A 23,077-nucleotide genomic window follows, 5' to 3' on the forward strand; every position below is an offset into this window, starting at 1 on the left:
TTCGTGAAAATGGGCGGGAAACAGAGTCCCGTTTTATGCAATTCGTTTCAAAGATACACAGATTGTGCCAAAACGGAGATCCATGGATTAATCTTCGTTTCAATGCATAATTAACCTCACAGAACTCCTCTGTTTTACCTAAAATACCTAACTTGCAGGGATTGCCGTACAATTCAACTCTGACGTTTGAATTGTAAAATTATTTCTTGAAAAAATATCTTTATTACTATGAGCGAAACTACAAAACGCTTTGCACCCGGTGTTGTAACCGGCAATGGAGTTAGCGAAATCTTCCGCCATGCCAACGAAAATAACTACGCCCTTCCGGCGGTTAACGTGGTAGGTACCAACTCGGTAAATGCGGTCCTGGAAACAGCCAAAGCGGTCAACAGCCCTGTCATTGTTCAATTTTCGAATGGCGGCGCTATATTTTACGCAGGAAAGAGCCTTTCAAATGCCAACCAGCAGGCGGCTATCGCCGGTGGTATCTCAGGTGCGATGCACGTACATCAGATGGCGGCATTGTATGAGGTTCCTGTAATCCTTCATACCGACCACTGCGCGAAAAAACTGCTTCCCTGGATCGACGGTCTGCTGGATGCCGGTGAACGCTATTTCGATCAGTACGGCAAGCCTTTATATAGCTCGCATATGCTGGATCTCTCCGAAGAGCCTATCGAGGAAAACATCGAGATCTGCGCTAAATATTTCGAGCGTATGGCGAAGTTGGGGATGACACTTGAAATCGAACTCGGTGTGACCGGTGGCGAAGAAGACGGTGTTGATAACAGCGATGTAGACAGCTCAAAACTGTATACACAACCGGAAGAAGTGGCATTCGCTTACGAAGAGCTTTCCAAAATCTCCCCGAACTTCACCATTGCAGCTGCATTCGGTAATGTTCACGGTGTTTACAAGCCAGGTAATGTAAAATTGGAGCCGAAAATCCTTCGCAATTCACAGAATTACATCCAGGAGAAATTCGGAACCGGCGAATTGCCTGTAAACTTCGTGTTCCACGGAGGATCAGGATCATCCCGCGAAGAGATCCGTGAAGCAATCGAGTACGGTGCAATCAAAATGAACATCGATACCGATATGCAATGGTCGACCTGGGAAGGTGTTCTCAACTATTACAAATCCAAAGAAGGTTACCTGCAATCACAACTCGGCAACCCCGAAGGCGCAGATTCACCTAACAAAAAATACTACGACCCACGCGTATGGCTACGCAAAGGCGAAGAAAGCATGATCGCCCGTCTGAAAGTTGCGTTCGAAGATTTGAACTGCATCAATCAGTTGGGATAATCTGTTTTCTGACTTTATGAATGAAAAAGCAACCTTTCGGGGTTGCTTTTTTTGTGTCGCCACTTTGGAAAAACGTCAGCGAATGAGCGTTACCGACCCTGTCAGCTCGGGACTGTTTTCGGTAAGCCTGATTTTATACGCGTAGACACCGGGCATTTGCACCGCGCCGGCCGCCATTCCGTCAAACGGCACTTTATAACCAGTTGAATTGAATATCACTTCTCCCCACCGGTTGTAAATAGTCACATGGCAATTCGGATAACCTTCGATGCCTTTCAACTCCCACGTTTCATTAATTCCATCTTCGTTGGGTGTAAATGCGTCGGGAACGAGAATGTGTTCCACGATTTTTATTTTAACCTCTCGGCTTACAGTGCAGCCGTATTCATTTGCAGCAGTAACGGTGTAGGTAATATTGGCCGCCGGCGTTGATATCGGATTGGCGTAGGTTTCATCATTGAGGTAGGTGGGCGGCATCCATTTATATTCCAGATCAAGCGAATCTTTGACACCAATCGAAACGGGCTTATTGCGGGAAGCGTACAAGACATCCTTCAAGTCTAATGCCGGTACTTCACTTACAACAACCTCCCGTTTGGCAACCGAAGTGGGGCAAGCCCCTGAGCCGTCAAGGGTGTATTCAATTTCATGCGTACCTGCGCCGGCCATGTGCGGGTCAAAAGAATTGCCTGACACTCCCACGCCAGCAAATGTTCCGCCCGCTGGCGCCGCCCGTAATTGTATCGGTGTACCGGCAACATTACACAGCGGTGGAATGCTATCCATTTTCGCGCCGGATGAAATGACATTGACATGCACAATTTCCGATTTGAATGAGGTCGGGCAACCCGCTATTCCGGACGTGGACAATTGGTATTCACCTTCTTCCGCAACCACAATGCTTTGTGCATTTGCTTCCCAGATTACCTTACCATTTTTTGTCCATTGGAATTCGGGCTGTGCACCGGGGAAGGTTTGTCTGGAAGCTAATGTCACTTCCGATCCCTCGCAGATAGTGAGGGTTTGGATTGAGGTGGTGTCTTTGTATATGTCCTTATCCCAAGCTTGCCGCTCGTTGCAGTTCACGACCGTGAGCGTGTAATAAAAGCTGACTGTACCGATCTTTTTTCCGTTTCGATATTCTTCGACCGATATGCCTATAAAGTACTGGCCTTCTTCACTGGGCTTTACAGTGATTAACCCGGTGCTCTCATCGATGCCAAGTGACGGGTTTCCGTGCATTTGGTTTTGGTCGCTGTAGCCTGGTCCCCAGGTCATATCAGCAACGGATAATATGTCCTCGAAGAGTTCCTTGCTGGAATAAACTCCATAAGGCTTCGACAATCTGTATTTAAGATTGTCTCCATCGTGATCAGTTGCCGATAGTTGAATAGTTGCGAGCCCATCTTTGCATACAAAGAAGGTGTTAACGTTTCCGATTACCGGGCTCGAATTCCGGATGGCAGCGCCGTTACTTGTTTCAGGTGGGATAAACGTCGTTACCCATTCATACATAAATGACGAGTTAGAGAAATTGCTATCCTTACCATCACGTTGTCCAAGTCCATGCCATGCTACAATAAAGCCGTTGTCCGGAGACAACATTGGCAAACCAGGAAGTCCTATCGTTTTTTCATAGATGTTCACAAAGACATGCCGCTGACCTTCAAAGTCGTCCCAAGGACCTGTTCCGGCGCAGGCAAGTGTATCCTGTTCAAGTCCCCGGGAAGATACTCGTTCCAGGTAAAAGAGGCCAAAATAGAGCCATCGTCCCACTTTTTCCCAGTGCCTGTCATTATGGAAAAGGTAAATATATTGTTGTTGCTGTTCCAATTCGGCACTGGTTGCGTCAAGATAGAGCGTTAACCTTACTTTATATAATCCTTTTGAACCCGGCACGGTTTGCCATTCAAGATGGCTTCCCAAAACAGAGAGGCTGAATGCTCGGGTGCAACAACACAACAATGCAATGATTAGAAACAGCTTGCTCATTTTTACCGACAGAGATTAAAGGTTAGGTAATTAAACCCGGGGGTAAACGCCACGATCGACATTCACGCACATGCTAGCAAATCTCTGGGCATGTATTGAAAAACAATGAGCAACGGGTATGTATGAGTTATCAGGGTTGAATAAATTCAAAAAAGCAACCTGTCGCGGGTTGCTTTTTGCAATGTATGCAGGCGAAACAGCTTATTTTCCCAAGGGGAATTTTTCCATTCCATTTACAGTCACCGGCGGACGTGTCAATTATTTCGGCGACTACTTTGCTGTGACCCGAAAGGGAAAGATCTTTCTGGGGGAGCCGGGTAGCGGCAGGTTCATCGTTTCCAACCGATACCAACAGGATTACGATTTAATAAAAGAAAGGTTTCCTGCTCTGATCAATATACGTGTAATGGACGCAATGCCCGACTTTGTAAGGAACAATACGGCGTACACAGGCATGTATTTGAAGGGGATCAATACCCCCTGATCACTCCGCCACCATCATCCGTTTCCGATGCGCGACGCCCCAATCCCGTAGCGTCTTAATCACAACTTTCAGAGAATGCCCATATTCCGTGAGTGAATACTCGACTACCACGGGAATGGAGTCGTAAACCGTCCGTTTCACCAGGTCGTTGGATTCGAGTTCGCGTAGCTCCTTTGAAAGCATTTTATCCGTAATACCGGGCACCTCTTTCGCGATCTGCGAAAAGCGCTTGTTTCCAAACATCAGTGAAATGATGATGGGGAGCTTCCATTTGCCGCTTAGTACTTCCAATGCGTCCCGCACGGGTAAAATGCTCTTGGTGCATTCGTCCCAACTGTGCGGCTTTGTTTCTTTTGTTTTTTCCATAGCTTCAAGCACTATCCTTTTGTATACTACTTACAAATGTATAGTAAATTTAATTAAGTTTGCACATGAATTAGTCAATAAGAGTCCAAACTTATATAAAAATGAGTGAGTTAATAGAAAAACTGAACTGGCGATATGCCACCAAACGGATGAACGGCCAGCCCGTTCCCCAGGAGAAACTGAAAAATATTCTGGAAGCTATAAAGCTGGCCCCGTCGTCCGGAGGCCTTCAACCCTACAATGTGGTCGTGATCGAAAACAAGGATCTCAAAGAAAAAATACATCAATCAGCCGCTAAACAGCCCCAAATCCCGGATGCTTCCCATTTGCTGGTATTCGCAGCATGGGAAAAAGTAACGACGCAACACGTCGATGAATACATGAAACTCATCGCTTCAACCCGGAATGTAAGTCTGGAATCGCTCGCAGGATTTCAAAGCAACATCAATGGCGGCATCCTCAGCCGTAGCGAAGAGGTGAACTTCAACTGGTCGGCCCGCCAGGCATACATTGCGTTGGGCCACGCGCTGGTAGCCGCCGCTACGGAAGAAGTGGATGCTACTCCGATGGAAGGCTTCGACGCTGACAAACTGGATGAAGTTCTGGGATTAAGAGAAAAAGGGCTGCGCAGCGTCGTCATCCTCGCACTCGGTTACCGGGATCATCAGAAGGATCCGCTCGTGAATGCGAAAAAGGTCCGGAGAGCTCACGACGAACTTTTTATCGCAATATGACATTTTCTGATAATAGTGACAAACGGGCGAATAACCGCGAATGACGACATCGCCCTTGTGAAAATAGATAAACGAAATTATGAAAGTCGAGATATGGAGTGATGTTATGTGCCCTTTTTGCTACATCGGCAAAAGGCGTTTTGAAAGTGCATTGGCCGAATTCCCCCAACGTGACCAGATTCAGGTGGAATGGAAAAGCTTCCAGTTAAACCCCCAAATGAAAACCGAGCCAGGCAAGAGCGTTAATGAGTATCTGGCCGAAGTAAAAGGCTGGACACCCGAGTATGCACAGCAGGTCAACGACCAGGTAACACAAATGGCCGCAGACGCGGGCCTGGAATACAATATGGACAAAGCAGTTCTGGCTAACTCTTTCGATGCGCACCGTTTCCTGCAATTTGCAAAAACCAAAGGACTGGGCGACGCAGCCGAAGAGCAGCTATTTAAAGCCTATTTCACAGATGGCAAAAATACGGCCGACCATGCGACGCTGATCGAACTCGGGACTGCGATCGGCCTGGATGCCGCCGAATTAAAGGCTATTTTGGACGGTGCCCGGTTTAGCGAAGATGTTCGCAGGGACATTTACGAAGCACAACAGGTGGGCGCACGAGGCGTGCCCTTCTTTGTCCTCGACCGTAAATATGCGGTTTCGGGCGCACAACATACCGAGACATTCCTGGGAGCGCTTCAACAGTCGTTCACAGAATGGGAAAAAGCCAATCCCAAACCCCTGGTAAGTCTGGCCGATGGTGCCAATTGCACGATCGACGGGGAATGCGACTAAACCAGGTCTTCTCTCTTCCAAAGCGGTACATTGCTCGGGCGATGTACCGCTTTTTATTTGCCCCCGCATCACTGGTACGGTTCTGTAAGTAAAGTCAGGTGAGCAACCTGTAATGTCATGTATTTTGTGCTAATTGCGGCAATTGCTTGTACAAATAATAGCGTTACAACCGTTCCTGTCAGCACTTATACCCTGCTATATGCGTTTCCTGGTCATTCTGATCCTCTTCCTTGTGATGCAAAAAATCGCCCATGCGGGTGGAATCAGGGGACGTATTACCACAAAAAACGGAAACGCGCTTCCCTATGCGGGCATCTCGGTCAAAGGCACGAGCAACGGCACCATGGCCAACGAGGAAGGCGAATACGAATTCAGCCTGCCAGCCGGGAACCATGAAATTGTCTTTCAATATCTGGGATTCAAAAGCATTACCAAAGCGGTAACGATCGGCGGTGATTTCATTGAATTGAATGTAGATCTGGAAGAACAGGCGCTCAGTTTGCAGGAAGCTACGATAGGGAAAGGAAAAGAAGATCCGGCTTACACGGTCATGCGAAGGGCCATTGCAAAAGCCAGGTTCCACCAGTTGCAGTTGCGCGGCTACACGGCCAAAGTATATTCCCGGAGCACCGCATTGCCTATCAAAATCCCCTATCTGCTCGAAAGACGTTTGAAAAAAGAAGGGGTACAGGAAGGCAAATCCATCATCAACGAAAGCGTAGCGGAAATCAGGTACCGGCGACCTAATCACTATAACCAGCGCATCATTTCTACCCGCAACAGCCTGGACAACAGCATTCCTTCACCTAACGAATACATTCTGGCGAGCTTATACAGTCCCGAAATAGCGGGAACGATCTCGCCCCTCTCGCCCAAGGCATTTGCCTACTACAAGTTTGAATACGAGGGTTATTTCGAAGAAAACGGACAACTGGTCAATAAAATCAGGGTGATACCCAAGGCTTATGGCGAAGGTGTTTTCAAAGGAAGCCTATTTATCCTCGAAGACCGCTGGGCGATCCACAGCTACGATCTTCAAACCACGACGAGCGGGCTCAATATTTCCGCTAAACAGCTTTTCAGGCCCGTGCAAGGCGTATGGATACCTGTGAACCAGCATTTCAGGCTCAATGGGAGTTATCTGGGATTTGCAGGAGAATTCCGGTACGTGGTTTCGCTGACATACGAAAAGCTGGATGTCGATCCGGGACTGCGGGAGGACATCGTCATCGCCGATCATAAAAAAGAAGAGACTACCAAAATCAGCGGCAAAAAGGACCTGAAAAACCTGATCCGGGAGCAAAAGGAATTTTCTACCAAAAATTTCAGAAAGCTGACCAAAGATTACGAGAAACAGCAAAAGAAAGAACATAAAGAAAACCTTGCAGACAACAGGCTCGTCAGACAGGATTCCATCGTGATCGACTCCATGGCCAACAAGCGCGACACCACGTACTGGCAGGCGTTGCGCCCGATTCCACTGACCAGATCCGAAGTATCCAGCTACCAGCTGCAGGACAGCATCAAGGTCGTCAAAGATTCACTGCGCATCAAAAACAGACCCGACTCCCTGCATTTCAAGCCCATGCATATCCTGACCGGGAATACCTACGCACTGGGCAATCGCAACACGTTTTACTTCAGGAGCCCGCTGCTGTCCATCAGCTACAACTCTGTGGAAGGCAATGCGATCAACTTCATCACCGAATGGCAAAAGAAATGGGGCAAATCCTCCTACCTGGGTGTGCGCCCGCTGGTAAGGTACTCGTTCGGGCGTAAAAGATTATACGGAAACCTTGAAACCAACATAGGCAATAACCGTTGGAACCTGTCCCTCGCCGGTGGCGAAATGGCCTCCCAGATCAACAGCCGGGAGCCTATTCCCCCATTGCCCAACAGCGTTGCCGCACGTTTTTTCGACCGCAGCCTGATGAAGGTATATCAAAAACAATACGGTCATATTCAATACACTTTGCGGAACATCGGCGACATTCTGAGCCTGAATGCAAGCCTCGATTTCGAACGCCGCAAGGAGCTCTTCAACCAGGAAAGTGCCCGACCGATCATCTTCTGGAGTCAGTTCGGTTTCACGCCTAACCGCCCTGTTAACCGTGAACTTGAAAACACTGGTTTTGAAGAACATAATGCCTGGCTGCTCGATCTCACAGCCACATTGCGTCCGTGGAGAAGGTATCTGATCCGGAATGGTGAAAAACGATATTTGAGGAGCAGAGGTCCCTCTTTAAGTGTAAACTACAAGAGCGGTCTGGGATTTGCGGGGGACGTGGATTACTCCCTGCTGCAAGGTACGATCCGACAGAATTTGAACCTGGGACCGCGTAGCAATCTGGAATATCTGGTGAATGGAGGCGGGTTTTTAAGTACTAGAAAAATGTATTTTCCCGACTACCAACATTTTATGGGCAATGAATTCTTCTTCCAATACATATACCCGCCCGATCAGTTCCGCATGCTGCCTTACTACCGGTACAGCACCTCCAAATGGTTTTTCCAAACACATTTAACCTGGACTATGCAGCACTTCGCACTCACACGCATCCAGGCCTTGCGCGTGACCGGACTCTCCGAAACTTTGCAGCTGCATTATCTGCGCGCCCCAACGATCCGGAATTACTCCGAAGTAGTTTACGGGATCGATAACATCGTGCGGATCATCCGGTTGGAGGCCGTCGCGCAATTCCACGGAACCCATTTCCAGGGAATGGGATGGCGCGTCGGAGCCTCTTTTAGGTTCGGAAGATAATTACTTCGCTTTGGCGGCTTTGAAGCGCGGCGCGGCCTTCGGCAGCGATGGCCACACATTGTTCTCAGTGTCGATATCTGCCATCCGCTGGCTCGGATCGATGACGATCAGACGAACGTCCGACAATGCGCGGTCGATCGTAAATGCATATTCGGGAAAAGCCCAGCCCCAATCGGCCATGACAGTCGTTTTGGAATATCTCCCCTCCTCTTTCTCACCGCGCATGATTTCGAGTGGAATGTAAAAATTCTCCTGCGTGCCATCATTGTAACTCACGACGATATCCAATGGCATCGGCATTTGTCCGATCCTTTCCAGTACCACTTCCGTTTTACCGGCATTGGCTACAACTTCCCTGATACTGTAATCAATCGTTTTGGTTGTTCCTACGAAGTTTTCCCAATACCAGTCCAATTCAAGCCCCGACTCTTTTTCCATGATCCTTTTCAGGTCGGTTGGGTTAGGGTGTTTGAATTTCCATTCATTGAAATACCGCTTCATACCTTTCTCAAACTTCTCATTCCCGATAATATAGGCAAGCTGGTTCAGAAAAACGGCACCTTTGGAGTAGCTGGCGACGCTGTAAGCGCGGTTGGTGTTGTAAAAATCGGCGTGCGTGGTCAATGGCTCTTCCAGGCCGGATTTCACCAGGCTCCGGTAACTTGCGGTAGCGGTACGCTGTATATCGCCCTTTGAGGGAAACAGCTCCGCCATCACGATATTCTGCGCGTAGGTCGTAAAACCTTCATCCATCCACGGGTATTTGGACTCATTTGTCCCAAGGATCATCTGAAACCAGCTGTGAATGGACTCGTGGACGGTCACACTGGTCAATGCGTTGAGGTTTAAGCGCCCCATGATCAACGTCGCCATCGGATATTCCATACCACCATCGCCGCCCTGGATCACCGAATACTGTTTATAGGGATAGCGGCCGAATTTTTCGTTCATGATCTTGAAAGAACGCACTGCCAGCGGTTCCATTTCCTTCCAGGAATTGGCCAGCGTATCGGTTTGGTAAAAGAAATGCAAGTCAAGATTGTCATCCACTTTGACGACATCGTGCTTGTAGTCACGGTCAGCCGCCCACATGAAATCGTGCACTTCCGGCGCAACGAAATGCCAGGTAAGCCGGTCGCCCGGTTTATGAGTAATATTTTTGGGAGAATAGCCATGGCCTATTTTGTCGGGATTCTGCAAATAGCCCGTGCCTGCGATGGTATAGGCGGCATCCATCGTAATTTTCACGTCAAAATCCCCCCAGATCCCGTAGAACTCGCGACCGATGTAAGGATTGGAATGCCAGCCTTCGTAATCATACTCACACATTTTGGGATACCATTGCGCCATCGAGTAATCGATGCCTTCGCTGTTGGTGCGACCGGTTCGGCGGATTTGCAAAGGAACCTGTCCTTCAAATTCCATTTCAAAAGTATGTTGTGATTTCGGAAGGATCTTCTCATTCAAAGTCACTTCGAGGATCGTCCCCACGACTTCGTGTTTCAATGCTTTTCCATTCTGTTTGAGCGAAAGCACCTTTTCATAACCGATTTCATTCGGCGACAATTTGGAAATACGGTCTTTCACTCGACTATCCGGGTCGCTGATTGACCGCGAACGCACGTCCATCTGGCTTTCCGGCTGAAAGGCATTCAGATAGAGATGATAAAAGACCTTTTGAAGCGTATCGGGAGAATTGTTGGTGTAAATAAGTTTTTGGGAACCCTTATACTGATGTTTGACAGCGTCAAAATCCACCTCCATTTGATACTTCGCGCGCTGCTGCCAACGGTCACTTTGTGCTGAAACCCGGAACGCAAGCGTGACCAGCAACAGCACAGCAAATTTAAACTTCATTAGTAATCAGGTAATTTGGTCGGTTGAGTTATTTGATATAAGGGTACAAAATAACAAAAATGTCTGGCTCGCAGGCTAACAAATCTTGATGCTTTTACTAGAACGCACCCATTTAATGCTGCCAATAAGGCCTGAAACTGGGCATCATTCTCCACAAAAAACCTCATTTATAAGCTAAAAACCCGGTTTGGGGCGTTTTGAGCGCTTCCATGGTTCTGGCACATATTTGGTAATTATCAAATCAGAAATCAATAATCAAAAACCTAAATACTTGTCAATCATGCTTAGATGGACCGTAATATTTCTGATCATCGCTATCGTGGCCGGGATCCTAGGATTCGGAGGTATAGCAGCAGGCGCAGCCGGAATCGCAAAAATTCTATTCTTCGTATTCCTCGTTCTTTTCGTATTAAGCCTATTAAGCCGTGGCGTCGGACGATCCTGACGCCATTCAGAAAGATACTAAATGAAAAAAGCGGACCTAGGTCCGCTTTTTTCGTAAAGAGTTCTTGCTATTCCCATTCAATGGTAGCCGGTGGTTTCGAAGAAATGTCGTAAACAACCCTGTTCACCCCTTTTACCCGGTTGATGATGTCGTTTGAAACTTCTGCAAGGAAGTCGTATGGCAAGTGTGCCCAGTCGGCGGTCATGCCGTCGACGGACGTTACTGCGCGTAACGCAACCACACGCTCATAGGTGCGCTCGTCGCCCATTACCCCCACGCTCTGTACAGGCAGCAGCATCGCGCCTGCCTGCCATACATCTTTATAAAGATTCCATTTGCGGAGCCCGCCGATGAAAATGGCGTCTACCTCCTGCAATATTGCCACTTTCTCAGGTGTAACGTCACCGAGAATACGAATTGCCAGACCAGGCCCCGGGAATGGGTGACGCCCCAGGATTTTCTCATCGATCTCTAGTGTACGTCCTACCGCGCGCACCTCGTCCTTAAACAATGTGTTCAGCGGCTCCACGACTTTCAATTTCATAAAATCAGGCAAACCGCCCACATTATGGTGCGATTTGATCGTTGCCGAAGGGCCTTTGATCGAAACGGATTCGATCACGTCAGGGTAAATGGTACCCTGCCCCAGCCATTTCACTTCCTCGATCAGATGTGCTTCCTGATCAAAAACGTCGATAAATGCCTTCCCGATCGCCTTTCTTTTTGCTTCGGGTTCACTCAATCCTTCCAATGCCTGATAAAAGTGTGATTTCGAATCGACACCTTTGATATTCAGGCCCATATCCTGATAAGAATGCAGCACCTGCTCGTACTCATCTTTCCGTAACAGGCCATTATCTACAAAAATGCAATAGAGGTTCTTTCCGATCGCATGGTGGACCAGCGTGGCGGCCACTGTGGAATCCACTCCTCCCGACAATGCCATTACAACCCGGTCGTCGCCCAGCTTTTTGCGTAGCTGCTCGATGGTTTGCTCCACAAAAGATTCAGAAGTCCAGTCCTGCCTGCATCCGCAAATATTGGCTACAAAATTGTGCAGCAACTGCTTGCCTTCGGTAGTATGGGTAACCTCGGGGTGGAACTGGATACCATAAGTCAGCTCATCCTCTACCTTGAATGCTGCTACTTTGACCGATTCGGTGGATGCAATGAGATGAAAATTATCCGGCACGCGCACGATCGTATCACCATGTGACATCCAAACCTGAGACGATTCCGAAAGGCCAGCCAATAGCGATGAGTCGCTATCGTCTATTTCCAGGCGGGCACGGCCGTATTCCCGATGTTGCGAAGGTTTTACATCCCCTCCGAGCTCTTGCGCGAGCAATTGCGCGCCGTAACATACACCCAGCACGGGTATCACCTTACGAAACTTATCGAGATCAATCCGGGGAGAATCCGCATCGCGAACCGAGCACGGGCTTCCTGAGAGAATTACGCCTTTGACGTTGGGAGTGAGATCGGGGAAATTGTTGTATGGGTGGATTTCACAATAAACATTCAGTTCACGGACTCTTCGTGCGATCAATTGGGTGTACTGTGAGCCAAAATCTAAAATAAGAATTTGTTCAGTCATATATATATGCTATCTAAAACGCAAAGGTAGGGAGATTGGGCGAAAAGCAAAAAACGAAGTTGAAACTTAGGGTTGTTTGACGTTCATATTGGTATTTCACCATTCAAACTTTTTTTCGGCCAACATGCAACTTTGTTTTGTCACTTTGTATCTATAAGCCGAAAGATAGACACACACCACTTATGTAACATACAAGCCTTTTGTGTAATCAAAGGTTCTATGTTATACCAAGTACCTATCTTTGCAGTGTACCTAATGGAACAATTCGCCCCGGGTGCGCTGAACTTATAACTATTAGCCATGAAATTCTTGATGAACCTAACTGTAGCATTGCTACTGGGAAGCGGTATTGTCCGTGCACAATCCACCCAGCCACTTACCGGAAAAGGAAAGATAACAGGAGCGATCCTGGATGAAAAGTCGCAACCTTTCCCGTTTGTGAATGTCTTGCTGTTGCATGCTAAAGACTCCGTACTGGTGAAAGGACTCGCCGCGGATGAAAGCGGTAAATTTGCTTTCGACCAGATAGCCGCAGGCAAATACCTGACGCTCGTGTCTATGGTAGGCTATCAGAAAAGTTATAGTCAGCCCTTCGACGTTAAAGACAATGTCGTAAACCTTCCCACTATTACGCTCCAAACCGACACCAAGTCGTTGAACGAAGTGACCGTTGTAGCAAAGAAGCCATTCATCGAACAGGAAATCGATCGTACGGTCATCAATGTCGAAAACAGCATTGTTTCAGCGGGTGCTACTGCTCTTGAAGTGCTTGAACGTGCTCCGGGCGTAACAGTAGATCAGCAGAACGAACAGCTCAAACTCCGCGGAAAAGAAGGGGTAATCGTTCAGATCGATGGCAAACAAACATTTTTATCCCAGCAGGAGCTCATTACCTTACTTCGCAACACACCCAGCGACAACATCGAGAAGATCGAGCTGATCACCAATCCGTCGGCCAAATATGACGCTGCCGGCAACTCGGGTATCATCAACATCAAGATGAAACGCAATAAGAACTACGGCACAAATGGCAACATCAACCTGGGCGCAGCCTGGGCCAAGTACGGAAGAGGAAGCGCGACCGCTACCATCAACCACCGCGCCGGAAAACTCAGCACGTTTATCAACGGCGGTGCATTCTACAACAAAGGCTTCAACAACAACGATATCTACCGCCGCATTCCATTCGAGGATAAGGTAACGGTCTTCGATCAGCATACAGAGCGGATCAATAAATCGGAATACTATAATGTCCGGGCCGGGGTCGACTATTTTGCAACAGATAAAACCACGGTGGGCGTACTGGTGTCCGGTTTTTACAACGACTGGAGTAACCCGTTCGGGCAAACCAACACCCGGATTCTCGATGGCGACCTGAACCTCCAAAGAACATTCCGGACCAATGTCTTCAACGGCGGCAAGATGAACAATATCAGCTCAAACGTAAACTTCAAGCATCAGTTTACAGACAAAAAGGAGTTGACCTTCGATGTGGATTATGTGCATTATGGTGGTAAGAAGAAGAGCAACCTCGATACACGTTATTCCAAACCGGATGGCTCGCCTGACGGCAACCCCGAGACCGTTAGGAACGACATGCCTTCCGACATCAGTATCGGCGTCGCCAAGCTTGACTATACGCAGCCATTATGGAAGGGAAAACTCGAAACCGGTTTGAAAACCAGCTACGTAACCTCAGACAATGACATGGTCTTCGAAACAAAGATCGACGACTGGCAGATCGATCCAACCCGCTCAAACCGCTTCAAATACACCGAGAATGTGAATGCGGCCTATGTGAATTACAGCGGCAGCATTAGTAAGAAGATCAAATACCAGGTGGGTTTCCGCGGCGAACACACGCATTCTATTGGCAATTCGGTTACGTTGAACCAGAAACGCGACAGAAATTATATCAACCTGTTCCCGAGCATATTCCTGTCCAATCAGCTGGATACCAACAATGTCCTGAATCTGTCGTACAGCCGCCGGATCGACCGCCCGAATTACCAGTCGCTAAACCCGTTTGAGTTCTATCTCGACCCATATACATTCCAGAGAGGCAATCCAAACCTTAAACCACAGTATACCAATTCATTCCAACTCGTACACGTTTACAAAAATACAATAAATACGACCCTGGCTTACAGCCGGATCAAGGACATGATCGCGGACGAACTGCCTCAGCAGATCGCATCGGAAAACAAGACATTCGTTACCTCCGATAACCTCGACAATCAGGACAATATTAGTCTGACGGTTTCATTTCCAATCCCGGTCACCAAATGGTGGCAAGTGCAGGCGAACTTTACAGGAGTTTACAATCATTACAAGTCATACTACCTGGAACAACAACTCGAAATCAAGCAGGCAACCTGGAATATGTACGCCAGCAACCAATTTACGATCGGCAAAGGATGGTCCGCGGAGCTTTCAGGATGGTATAATAGCAGGGCGTTCTACGGATTGTACGCCGCGAAGCCGATGGGAATGATCAATGCAGGGTTACAAAAGAACATCCTCAACAAAAAAGGCACGATCCGTCTCAATGTCAATGACATATTCTGGACCAACCGTTTCAACGGAACGGCCATTTACAAAGACATTGATTTCAAAGTACGGTCCGAATGGCCGAGCCGCCAGTTCAGACTGACCTTCACCTACAACTTCGGTAACCAGAATGTGAAGGGAGCCCGCCAGCGCAACACCGGTTCCGACGATTTGCAGAAACGCGCAGGTGGCAATTAAAAGTGGAATTCCGGTCGAACGAGACCAGTGTTCATAAATTAGTTAGGTTTGTTATGCAGAAAATCCATCCCGCGATGTGTGGGATGGATTTCTTTTTGATATAAACCTAAAATGTGAAATGCTCAGCTCTGCAAGGCAGCTACACCCGGAAGTACTTTTCCTTCCATATATTCGAGCAATGCACCGCCACCGGTAGAAACATAACTCACGCGGTCGCCGAAGCCTGCATTATTGATCGCAGAAGCGGAATCACCGCCGCCAATCAGCGAGAACGCGTCGTTTTCTTCGGTCACTGCTACCACTGCCTCAGCGATTGCGTTGGTCCCGATCGCAAAATTCGGGAACTCAAATACGCCCATTGGCCCATTCCATAGTACGGTTTTTGACTTCCTGACGATGTCCGAGAAAATCTCGATGGTTTTCGGACCAATATCAAGCCCTTCCCATTCATCAGGAATGCTACCTGCCTCAACTACCTTACGCTCTGCATCGTTTGAGAATTTATCAGCGATCACGGTATCCAACGGCAAAATCAGGTTTACGCCTTTCGCTTTGGCTTTTTCCACCAATTCAAGCGTAAGCTCCTGCTTGTCAGCTTCCAGCAATGACTTACCTATGCTCCCGCCCTGCGCTTTAGAGAATGTATAGGACATACCGCCACCGATGATGAGGTTATCCACCTTATCCAGCAGGCGTTCGATAATCAGAATTTTGTCGGAAATTTTAGCACCGCCCATGATCGCCGTGAAAGGTCTTTCCGAATGTTCCAGAAGTCTTTCCGCGTTGTCGAGCTCCGCCTGCATCACATAACCGCAAACTTTATCAGTAAAGAACTTACCGATCACAGCGGTTGAAGCGTGCGCGCGGTGAGCAGTTCCGAATGCGTCCATTACCCAAACGTCTCCGAGTTTCGAGAGTTTCTCTGCAAACTCTTCATTTCCTTTTTCCTCCTCTTTATAAAAACGCAGGTTTTCAAGCAAAAGCACTTCTCCGGGTTTCAATGCCGCGGCAAGTTCCGTCGTGGTCTCTCCGATACAGTCGTCCGCAAATTTTACCGATTTGCCCAGGATAAGCGATAGTGGGTTTACCAGGTGTTTGAGGGAATATTTTTCAGTAGGACCGTCCTTCGGGCGACCCAGATGGGACATTAAAATGACGGAACCGCCGTCATTAAGAATCTTGCTGATTGTAGGAATGGTCGCACGGATACGAGTGTCGTCCGTGATCTCAAATTTATCATTAAGCGGGACGTTGAAATCCACGCGGACCAGGGCTTTTTTCCCTGAAAAATCATAAGAATCTAATGTTGTCATGGGCAGGTAAAATTGTTTTCCATAGAGAGCAAATGTAAACCAATTTCTTAATTATATACTACGCTTTTCAGAAAAGGCCGCGTCCATAATAGGTATAGTGCAATTTATGCTTTCAATTTTTCTATAAAACACGGATTTAACCAAATTTTAATATATCTCATCCTGCCCCGACTGCCTGAGGCTTTGCCGCCGTCTCTGCTCGGGGAAAACTGCCTCCCTTTTTGGCGTCCGGAAAGGAATATTTTTGGTAACTTTATTTCTTCAACCAACTAAAAATTCCCTGTTTTGACTTCCGAGTTGCCCGATCCGTTTGCCAAGGAACAAGTATTCCCCACGGATCTTCCACCCAAGTATTATCTTGACTATTTCAATTACGTGGTGGCCTTCGTAAAGCGGCGTTATGCGCATATCCTGCACGAAAATGAGCTCGCTTTTCTGAATGATTATGAAAGTCTTTCCGAAGACGCGCAATGCCTTTTCATCCGGTTCAGCAACCGGCGAAAATCGTTTTTCCGGACTAACAGCCTTTCCTATTCCGAAATAGCGGACATGACCGCCGTACTCACGGAACTGCTCGACCGTTCATTTATCGAAACGCTTTGCCAGGCACATGAAACCCGCTTTGCGGAAGTGATCGAACTTTTTACCAAACCCGAGTTGCTCGATGTCACGCGGCTACTGGAACCGGATGTGATGCCATCTAAAAGCATCAAAAAACCGGATCTCGTCCGCTGGCTGCTGTATGAATATGATTTTGCAGTGCTATGCGAGGTAATCGGTGAGATCGGCCCGGTGGTGAAGGTGTCCTTCGAAGCGGAAGTGATGCTGATGAAGTTCTTGTTCTTCGGCAATCGCTATGCCGACATGACCGAGTTTGTCGTCCGCGACCTGGGCCACGTCCGTTTCCAGTCGTTCGATGAACAATTTCTGTCCATTCAGTTCGATACCCGAAAAGACGCCGACGATACGCTGATGGTTTCGCTCATGAAAGAGACCTTCGATGTGATTAAACACGATCTGCCGCCGGAAGAGATTTTCGACTGGTTTATGAACTGGCACGCTGTCAGCGGTACCGGCCTGAGCCATAAGGCAATACCCTCATTCAATTCATTTATCCTTAAAGTCAGCGCCTGGCTGGAACGCAAGAAGATGTTGTCGCAGGCCCTTACCATTTACCAGCTCACCAGCGACGCCCCCGCACGCGAGCGGCGCGTACGCTTACTCTACAACCTGGGCGAGATCGATGAGGCCCTGGCGTTGTGCGAGGAAATTGCCGAAAGCCCGCAAAATGCCGACGAGCGCTTTTTCAGCCTCGATTTTTACGAAAAAATTAAAAACAAAAAAGCCCGGACCGTCAAAAGGACGACCCAGGCTTTAAAAGCTGCAGAAGCTATCGAAGTACCGATTTCCTACCGCTTTCAAGTGGAATTCGGTGCGCAGACCTACTATCAGCAACAAGGTTATAATGCCTTTTTCAGTGAAAACGAGCCGTGGCGTGCATTGTTCGGGCTGCTGTTCTGGGATATTATTTACGATACCAATGTCCAGACGATCCATAACCCACTGCAACGCATTCCATCCGACTTCTTTCTGCCCGATTTCTATTTCAAACGATCGGAGCAACTGAAAGAACGGCTTGCCTCAGCACATTCCCGCGAGATCATCGACGAGCTCGTCAGCCAGACATTTGCCGACAAATACGGCATTACCAACGTGCTGGTGCCCTGGTACGAAGGCGCGCTCGACAAAGTACTCACGCTCACTTCGCTTCTCAGCCCCGACAAAATCCACAGGATCATGCTCGAAATGGCATTGAACTTACGCGAAAACACCCGCGGCTTTCCCGATCTGCTGGTTTGGAATGATAAAGAGTATGCATTTATCGAGATCAAGTCCCCTACCGACCATTTGTCGTCCCGGCAACTGCATTGGCAGCATTTCTTTGCAGAGCACGGAGTGCAGAGCCGCATTGTACGCGTGAACTGGCTCCGGGACGAGGTCAGTTCAATGTAAATTCTGCTACTACCGGCAAGTGGTCGGAAGCATATTGCTCATCGATCACCCGGGTGTTGGCGCTTTTCAGCTTGGCTCCCTGCTTGTGCATAATGAAGTCGATCGTCTTTTTCGCCTCTTCTACCGGAATGGTCGGTTTGCATTCGGAGCAGGTACGGGTAAAATACTTGTCGAAATAGGCGATTACCGGGCTTTCGGGCGTTGCGTTGAAATCGCCGGCAAGGATCATTGGCAGCTCTGTGGCGCCGAAATGTTTGAGGATCGTTTCGGCTTGCAGCAGACGGTTCGGTTCTTTCAGGCCCAGGTGCGTACTCGCAAAAATCAGTTTGCGGTTATCCGGCAGTTTTACGGTGACAGCAGCAATCGTGCGGTTCTCCTCCTGCATATCCGGGCGGATAGGCAACGCATGTTTAGCTGAATCCGCGATGGGGAAACGCGTCAGGACAGCTACGCCATAGTCGCCGCCCTGGTGGTCGATCGCTTTGGAAAAATAGAACTTCATTCCGGTGAGCTCGGCCAGTTGCTGCGCCTGGTTTTTACCCTTACCCGAGCGCTCGGTATTGACATCCACTTCCTGCAATGCCACGAAATCGGGCTTTTCGGCATTGATCACCTTTGCAATCGCTTCCACATCGATTTTCTCTCCTGCCGACGGCGGATTGCAATGGTGGATATTGTAGGTCATGACTTTGAAACGCTGCTTTTTGGCAGGCTGATCGGGCAACGTACCGGCTAGCACGTTGATTGACAATGGGATAAACAAAGGAAAGAAATACTTTTTCATCGGTGGTACGAAGATTAAGGTTAGTAAAGCGTCAAAAATAGCGCTTGAAACCAGAATTAGTGCCCCCTGATAACCCATTTAAGTTAATGGCCCAATCAAATTTCAACGGGTCGGGCATTTTTCACTATCATTACAAATTCATTAACAATCCCTGCTTCATGAAGCTCCGAAAAATTCTATTCGCCGCGGCCGCGCTGACGGGTCTCGGCGTCGCGCACGCGCAAACCAAGCCGGAGGATGTGAAAGGTTTCACCCTCGCCAACGGCATGAAATTCCTCGTCCTGGAAGACCATTCGATCCCGACCGCCAATATGTACCTTTTCTGGAAGGTCGGCTCGCGAAACGAGGTCCACGGCATTACTGGCCTCTCCCATTTCTTTGAACACATGATGTTCAACGGTTCCAAAAACTACGGCCCGAAGCAGTTCGACCGGGTGATGGAAGCTAACGGCGGCTCCAACAATGCCTATACCTCCGAAAACGTGACCGTCTACACCGACTGGTTTCAAAAAGATGCGTTAGAAACTATTTTCAAACTGGAATCCGACCGGATAGGCCATCTTTCCATCGACCCGAAAATGGTGGAAAGCGAACGCGGCGTGGTACTTTCCGAGCGTAGTACCGGGCTGGAAAACAGCAATTACAGGTTGCTCGGCGAACTTGTGCAGTCTGTTGCTTTCCAGGAGCACCCTTATATGTTCCCCGTAATCGGCTTCGAATCGGATATCAAGAGCTGGACTCAGGCCGATCTGGAAAATTATTTCAAAACCTATTATTCACCGAACAATGCCACTGTTGTAGTGGTAGGCGACATTCAATATGAAGAAGTAAAAAAACTGGCGGACCAATACATGGCACCACTTCCCACACGAGCCCTGCCGCCCAAGATCCGCACCGTCGAACCGCCCCAGAATGGCGAACGTCGCGTTACTACTTACAAGGACATTACCACACCTAACGTAATGCTCGTGTATCACGTCCCTGAGACGGCACATGCTGATTACTACGCGCTCGACCTTTTCAGCAGCCTGCTGAGCTCGGGTAACTCTTCGCGGCTGGTCAAATCCCTGGTGATGGACACTACTATCGCCTCCCGTGTTTCCACAGGTCTCGACAATGGCTTTGATCCCACCCTCTTCGCCGTTTTCGGCGTGGCAGGCGACAATATTTCCGCATCCGATCTTGAAAAGGCGATTGAAAAACAGATCGATATGATCATTCAGAATGGTGTTACCGAGACGGAATTGCAAAAGGTTAAGAATCAGAAATTGATGGAATTTTACCATTCGCTGGAAACGATCAATGGCAAGGCGAACAGTATCGGGACTTACGATGTATTTTTTGGCGACTATAAAAAGATGTTCGAAGCGCCGGAAAACTATAAAAAGGTTACAGTAGCCGACATTAAGCGCGTGGCAACCCAGTACTTCACCGAACGCAACCGGACAGTGGGTTATCTCCTTCCCGAAAAATCGAAATGACGCAGTGTGTTGTCTCAATCAAAAATTTACATCCCAGAATGAAAAATATCATGCTTTTGGTACTGGCTCTTTGCTCGCTTACGGCAATGGCCCAGAATAATTTCAAAGTACCAGCCTACGAAAAGTTCAAGCTCAAAAACGGGCTCACCGTGTACCTTATGGAACAACACGAAGTGCCGCTCATCAATGTATCGGCGGTATTCGATGCGGGTTCTATCAATGACGGCGAGCGCTACGGACTGGCAAGCCTGACAGCCGATGCTTTGGTATTTGGTACACAGAAATATACCAAGGCCCAAATCGAGGAAATGACCGATTACGTCGGCGCCAGCCTTTCTACCTACGCCACCAAAGACAATGCGGGCCTCGCCGCATCATTTGCGGTTAAGGACCAGGAAAAGCTTTTTGAATTGATCCAGCAGGTGCTGATGTACCCTGTTTTTGATGCAACCGAATTCGACAAACACAAACAGCGCACCCTGCTCGAACTCGCCCAGGCCAAGGAAAGCCCGCGCTCGGTGATTGGCAATTATTATAATACATTCCTGTTCGAAAATTTCCCGTACGCAACGCCTACGACCGGCAGCAAATCAACCGTCGAAAAAATCGATGTGGCTGCTGTGAAAGCGTTTTACCAAAACAACTACACAACCGGAAAAGGCGCAATTTCCATTGTGGGCGATTTCAAGGCGACAGATATGAAGAAAAAGGTGACCGCATTGTTTGAGGGATGGAAAACCGCTCCTGCAAGAATGGTAAAACGCGTGGCGCCCAATCTGGAATTCCAGAAAAGCCGGGTACTGCTCGTCAATAAGGACGACGCCCGTGAAACTACTTTCATGATCGGCGGCAAAGGTATCGATTACAATTCGCCGGAATATGTACCGGTTCTGGTGGTCAACACCATTCTCGGGGGACGCTTTACCTCCTGGCTAAACGATGCGTTGCGTGTCAACTCCGGACTGACCTACGGTGCCGGGAGCCGGTTTACGCGTTATAAATATGCAGGCACATTCGGGATCAGCACATTTACCAAGAACTCCACGACGGTTCCGGCGATCGATATGGCACTAAGCGTGCTGGATAGCCTGCATAAACAGGGTATTAACGACGAAATCCTCGCATCCGCAAAAGCCTACGTAAAAGGGGATTTTCCACCGGATTATGAATCGGCAGGCGCATTGGCGCGGCTACTGACAGATATGTTTATCTACAACTTTGACGAAAGCTTTATCAATACTTTCCAGTCGAAAGTCGATGGACTAACCACTGCGCAGGCGAAAGAGATCATCGCTACTTATTTTCCCAAAGACAAACTGCAATTCGTACTCGTAGGCAAGGCTTCGGAAATCCGTGATCAGGTGAAGAAATACGGCGAGCTGAGCGAAAAGCAAATCAAGGCGGACGGTTTTTAGTATATCAAATACCACCCCGACTTTAAATAGCAATACGGTCCTAAACAACAATCAACATAGCTATGAAGAAATTTTTGGGTCTGGGCTGCCTGGCGGTCACACTGCTGACCGGCCAGGACGTGCTGGCGCAGGGCAAACCCGTTTATACCGCGCCCATCGGCTTGCAGGCCTACACTTTCCGCGGCAGCTGGGGTAATGGCATCGAAGCTACCCTGGATACGATCAAATCGCTGGGCGTTACGGAAATGGAAGGCGGCCCTATCGCCGGTATGACCACCGAGGAGCTCCGCAAGCAACTCGATAAGCGCGGCATAAAAATGCGCTCCATCGGTGCGGATTACAAGAAACTAAGCGAGAGTACTGCACAAACCATCAAGGATGCAAAAATTCTCGGCGCCACCTATGTGATGGTAGCCTGGATTCCTCACGAAAAAGGCAATTTTAACCTCGAAACTGCCAAAAAAGCAGTCGCTGATTTCAACAAAGCCGGAAAAGAACTCAAAGAAGCGGGCATTTCGCTGACCTACCACAACCACGGTTATGAATTCGTTCCCTACGAAGGCGGTACCCTGTTCGACTACATTGTCAAGCATACCAATCCCGAATACGTGAACTTTGAAATGGATGTGCTCTGGACCGCATTCCCCGGACAAGACCCTGCTAAATTGCTTCTGAAATATCCGACCCGCTGGAAACTAATGCACCTCAAAGACCTCAAAAAAGGTGTGAAGGGAGATTTGTCGGGAGGTACACCTACTACCAACGACGTAGCACTCGGCACCGGCCAGATCGACATTCCGGCTACATTGAAAGCCGCAAAAAAAGTAGGTATCAAGCATTATTTTATCGAGGATGAAAGCCCATCGTACCTGAAACAGATACCTGTGACGATTGCTTACATCAAGAGTATTAAGGAATAAGAAACCACACCTGACTACAAATGACATCCGAGTCAGGTATAGTCATTTGTAGTCAGGTGTGGTCAATGG

Annotated in this window: 17 protein-coding genes; 11 read left to right on the forward strand and 6 right to left on the reverse strand. The window is 48.4% G+C overall.

Annotated features, from left to right (window positions below):
* Nucleotides 1-228: 228 nt before the first annotated feature.
* Nucleotides 229-1,308 (forward strand): class II fructose-bisphosphate aldolase, encoded by a 1,080-nt coding sequence (fbaA, locus tag BP71_RS16835; protein WP_496381214.1) that lies wholly within the window; start codon nucleotides 229-231, stop codon nucleotides 1,306-1,308.
* A 75-nt stretch (nucleotides 1,309-1,383) separates the two neighbouring features.
* On the opposite strand, the gene BP71_RS16840 is transcribed toward fbaA, so the two are convergent.
* On the reverse strand, nucleotides 1,384-3,300 hold the full coding sequence (locus tag BP71_RS16840; protein ID WP_496381216.1) for a T9SS type B sorting domain-containing protein: 1,917 nt from the start codon (nucleotides 3,298-3,300) through the stop codon (nucleotides 1,384-1,386).
* 118 nt (nucleotides 3,301-3,418) lie between these two features.
* Here BP71_RS16840 and BP71_RS16845 point away from each other — a divergent pair, with 118 nt between their 5' ends.
* Nucleotides 3,419-3,784 carry a hypothetical protein gene (locus BP71_RS16845; protein ID WP_496381218.1) on the forward strand — a complete coding sequence of 122 codons (366 nt, stop codon included), beginning with the start codon at nucleotides 3,419-3,421 and terminating at the stop codon, nucleotides 3,782-3,784.
* On the opposite strand, the gene BP71_RS16850 is transcribed toward BP71_RS16845, so the two are convergent.
* Nucleotides 3,785-4,150, reverse strand: a complete 366-nt coding sequence (locus BP71_RS16850) for a winged helix-turn-helix transcriptional regulator (RefSeq protein WP_496381220.1) — start codon at nucleotides 4,148-4,150, stop codon at nucleotides 3,785-3,787.
* 101 nt (nucleotides 4,151-4,251) lie between these two features.
* Here BP71_RS16850 and BP71_RS16855 point away from each other — a divergent pair, with 101 nt between their 5' ends.
* The 3 genes from BP71_RS16855 (at nucleotide 4,252) to BP71_RS16865 (ending at nucleotide 8,435) form a co-directional block, all read left to right on the forward strand.
* The gene (locus tag BP71_RS16855) at nucleotides 4,252-4,884 is read left to right on the forward strand and encodes an NAD(P)H-dependent oxidoreductase (RefSeq protein WP_496381222.1); all 633 of its coding nucleotides are present in this window, start codon (nucleotides 4,252-4,254) and stop codon (nucleotides 4,882-4,884) included.
* Between the two features lie 79 nt (nucleotides 4,885-4,963).
* Nucleotides 4,964-5,671: a DsbA family oxidoreductase gene (locus BP71_RS16860; RefSeq protein ID WP_496381224.1), complete on the forward strand. Its 708-nt coding sequence runs from the start codon at nucleotides 4,964-4,966 to the stop codon at nucleotides 5,669-5,671.
* A 199-nt stretch (nucleotides 5,672-5,870) separates the two neighbouring features.
* A complete protein-coding gene (locus BP71_RS16865) occupies nucleotides 5,871-8,435 on the forward strand; it encodes a DUF5686 and carboxypeptidase regulatory-like domain-containing protein (RefSeq protein WP_496381226.1) in 2,565 nt (854 codons plus the stop codon).
* On the opposite strand, the gene BP71_RS16870 is transcribed toward BP71_RS16865, so the two are convergent.
* On the reverse strand, nucleotides 8,436-10,292 hold the full coding sequence (locus tag BP71_RS16870; RefSeq protein WP_496381228.1) for a M1 family metallopeptidase: 1,857 nt from the start codon (nucleotides 10,290-10,292) through the stop codon (nucleotides 8,436-8,438).
* 280 nt (nucleotides 10,293-10,572) lie between these two features.
* Between BP71_RS16870 and BP71_RS16875 the strand changes: the two genes are divergently transcribed.
* Nucleotides 10,573-10,737 (forward strand): DUF1328 family protein, encoded by a 165-nt coding sequence (locus tag BP71_RS16875; protein WP_019940565.1) that lies wholly within the window; start codon nucleotides 10,573-10,575, stop codon nucleotides 10,735-10,737.
* A gap of 67 nt (nucleotides 10,738-10,804) precedes the next feature.
* Here the strand turns inward: BP71_RS16875 and guaA are convergent, their stop codons facing one another.
* Nucleotides 10,805-12,334 (reverse strand): glutamine-hydrolyzing GMP synthase, encoded by a 1,530-nt coding sequence (gene guaA, locus BP71_RS16880; protein ID WP_496381230.1) that lies wholly within the window; start codon nucleotides 12,332-12,334, stop codon nucleotides 10,805-10,807.
* A 312-nt stretch (nucleotides 12,335-12,646) separates the two neighbouring features.
* On the opposite strand from guaA, the gene BP71_RS16885 reads away from it, so the two are divergent.
* Nucleotides 12,647-15,082 (forward strand): TonB-dependent receptor, encoded by a 2,436-nt coding sequence (locus BP71_RS16885; protein ID WP_496381859.1) that lies wholly within the window; start codon nucleotides 12,647-12,649, stop codon nucleotides 15,080-15,082.
* A 122-nt stretch (nucleotides 15,083-15,204) separates the two neighbouring features.
* On the opposite strand, the gene BP71_RS16890 is transcribed toward BP71_RS16885, so the two are convergent.
* Complete coding sequence (locus BP71_RS16890) at nucleotides 15,205-16,395, reverse strand: phosphoglycerate kinase (protein WP_496381232.1); 1,191 nt, start codon at nucleotides 16,393-16,395, stop codon at nucleotides 15,205-15,207.
* 285 nt (nucleotides 16,396-16,680) lie between these two features.
* Between BP71_RS16890 and BP71_RS16895 the strand changes: the two genes are divergently transcribed.
* Entirely contained in the window at nucleotides 16,681-18,408 is a 1,728-nt protein-coding gene (locus tag BP71_RS16895; protein ID WP_496381234.1) for a VRR-NUC domain-containing protein, read from the forward strand.
* Here BP71_RS16895 and BP71_RS16900 read toward each other — a convergent pair.
* Entirely contained in the window at nucleotides 18,395-19,192 is a 798-nt protein-coding gene (locus BP71_RS16900; RefSeq protein ID WP_496381236.1) for an endonuclease/exonuclease/phosphatase family protein, read from the reverse strand. The genes BP71_RS16895 and BP71_RS16900 overlap by 14 nt on opposite strands.
* A 158-nt stretch (nucleotides 19,193-19,350) precedes the next feature.
* Between BP71_RS16900 and BP71_RS16905 the strand changes: the two genes are divergently transcribed.
* The 3 genes from BP71_RS16905 (at nucleotide 19,351) to BP71_RS16915 (ending at nucleotide 23,008) form a co-directional block, all read left to right on the forward strand.
* Nucleotides 19,351-20,673, forward strand: coding sequence for a M16 family metallopeptidase (locus tag BP71_RS16905; RefSeq protein WP_496381238.1), 1,323 nt, complete (start codon nucleotides 19,351-19,353; stop codon nucleotides 20,671-20,673).
* A 38-nt stretch (nucleotides 20,674-20,711) separates the two neighbouring features.
* A complete protein-coding gene (locus BP71_RS16910) occupies nucleotides 20,712-22,088 on the forward strand; it encodes a M16 family metallopeptidase (protein ID WP_496381240.1) in 1,377 nt (458 codons plus the stop codon).
* Nucleotides 22,089-22,150: 62 nt separating this feature from the next.
* Nucleotides 22,151-23,008 (forward strand): sugar phosphate isomerase/epimerase family protein, encoded by an 858-nt coding sequence (locus BP71_RS16915; protein WP_496381242.1) that lies wholly within the window; start codon nucleotides 22,151-22,153, stop codon nucleotides 23,006-23,008.
* The last annotated feature ends 69 nt before the right edge of the window (nucleotides 23,009-23,077 follow it).

This window comes from Dyadobacter ginsengisoli DSM 21015 (assembly GCF_059568735.1).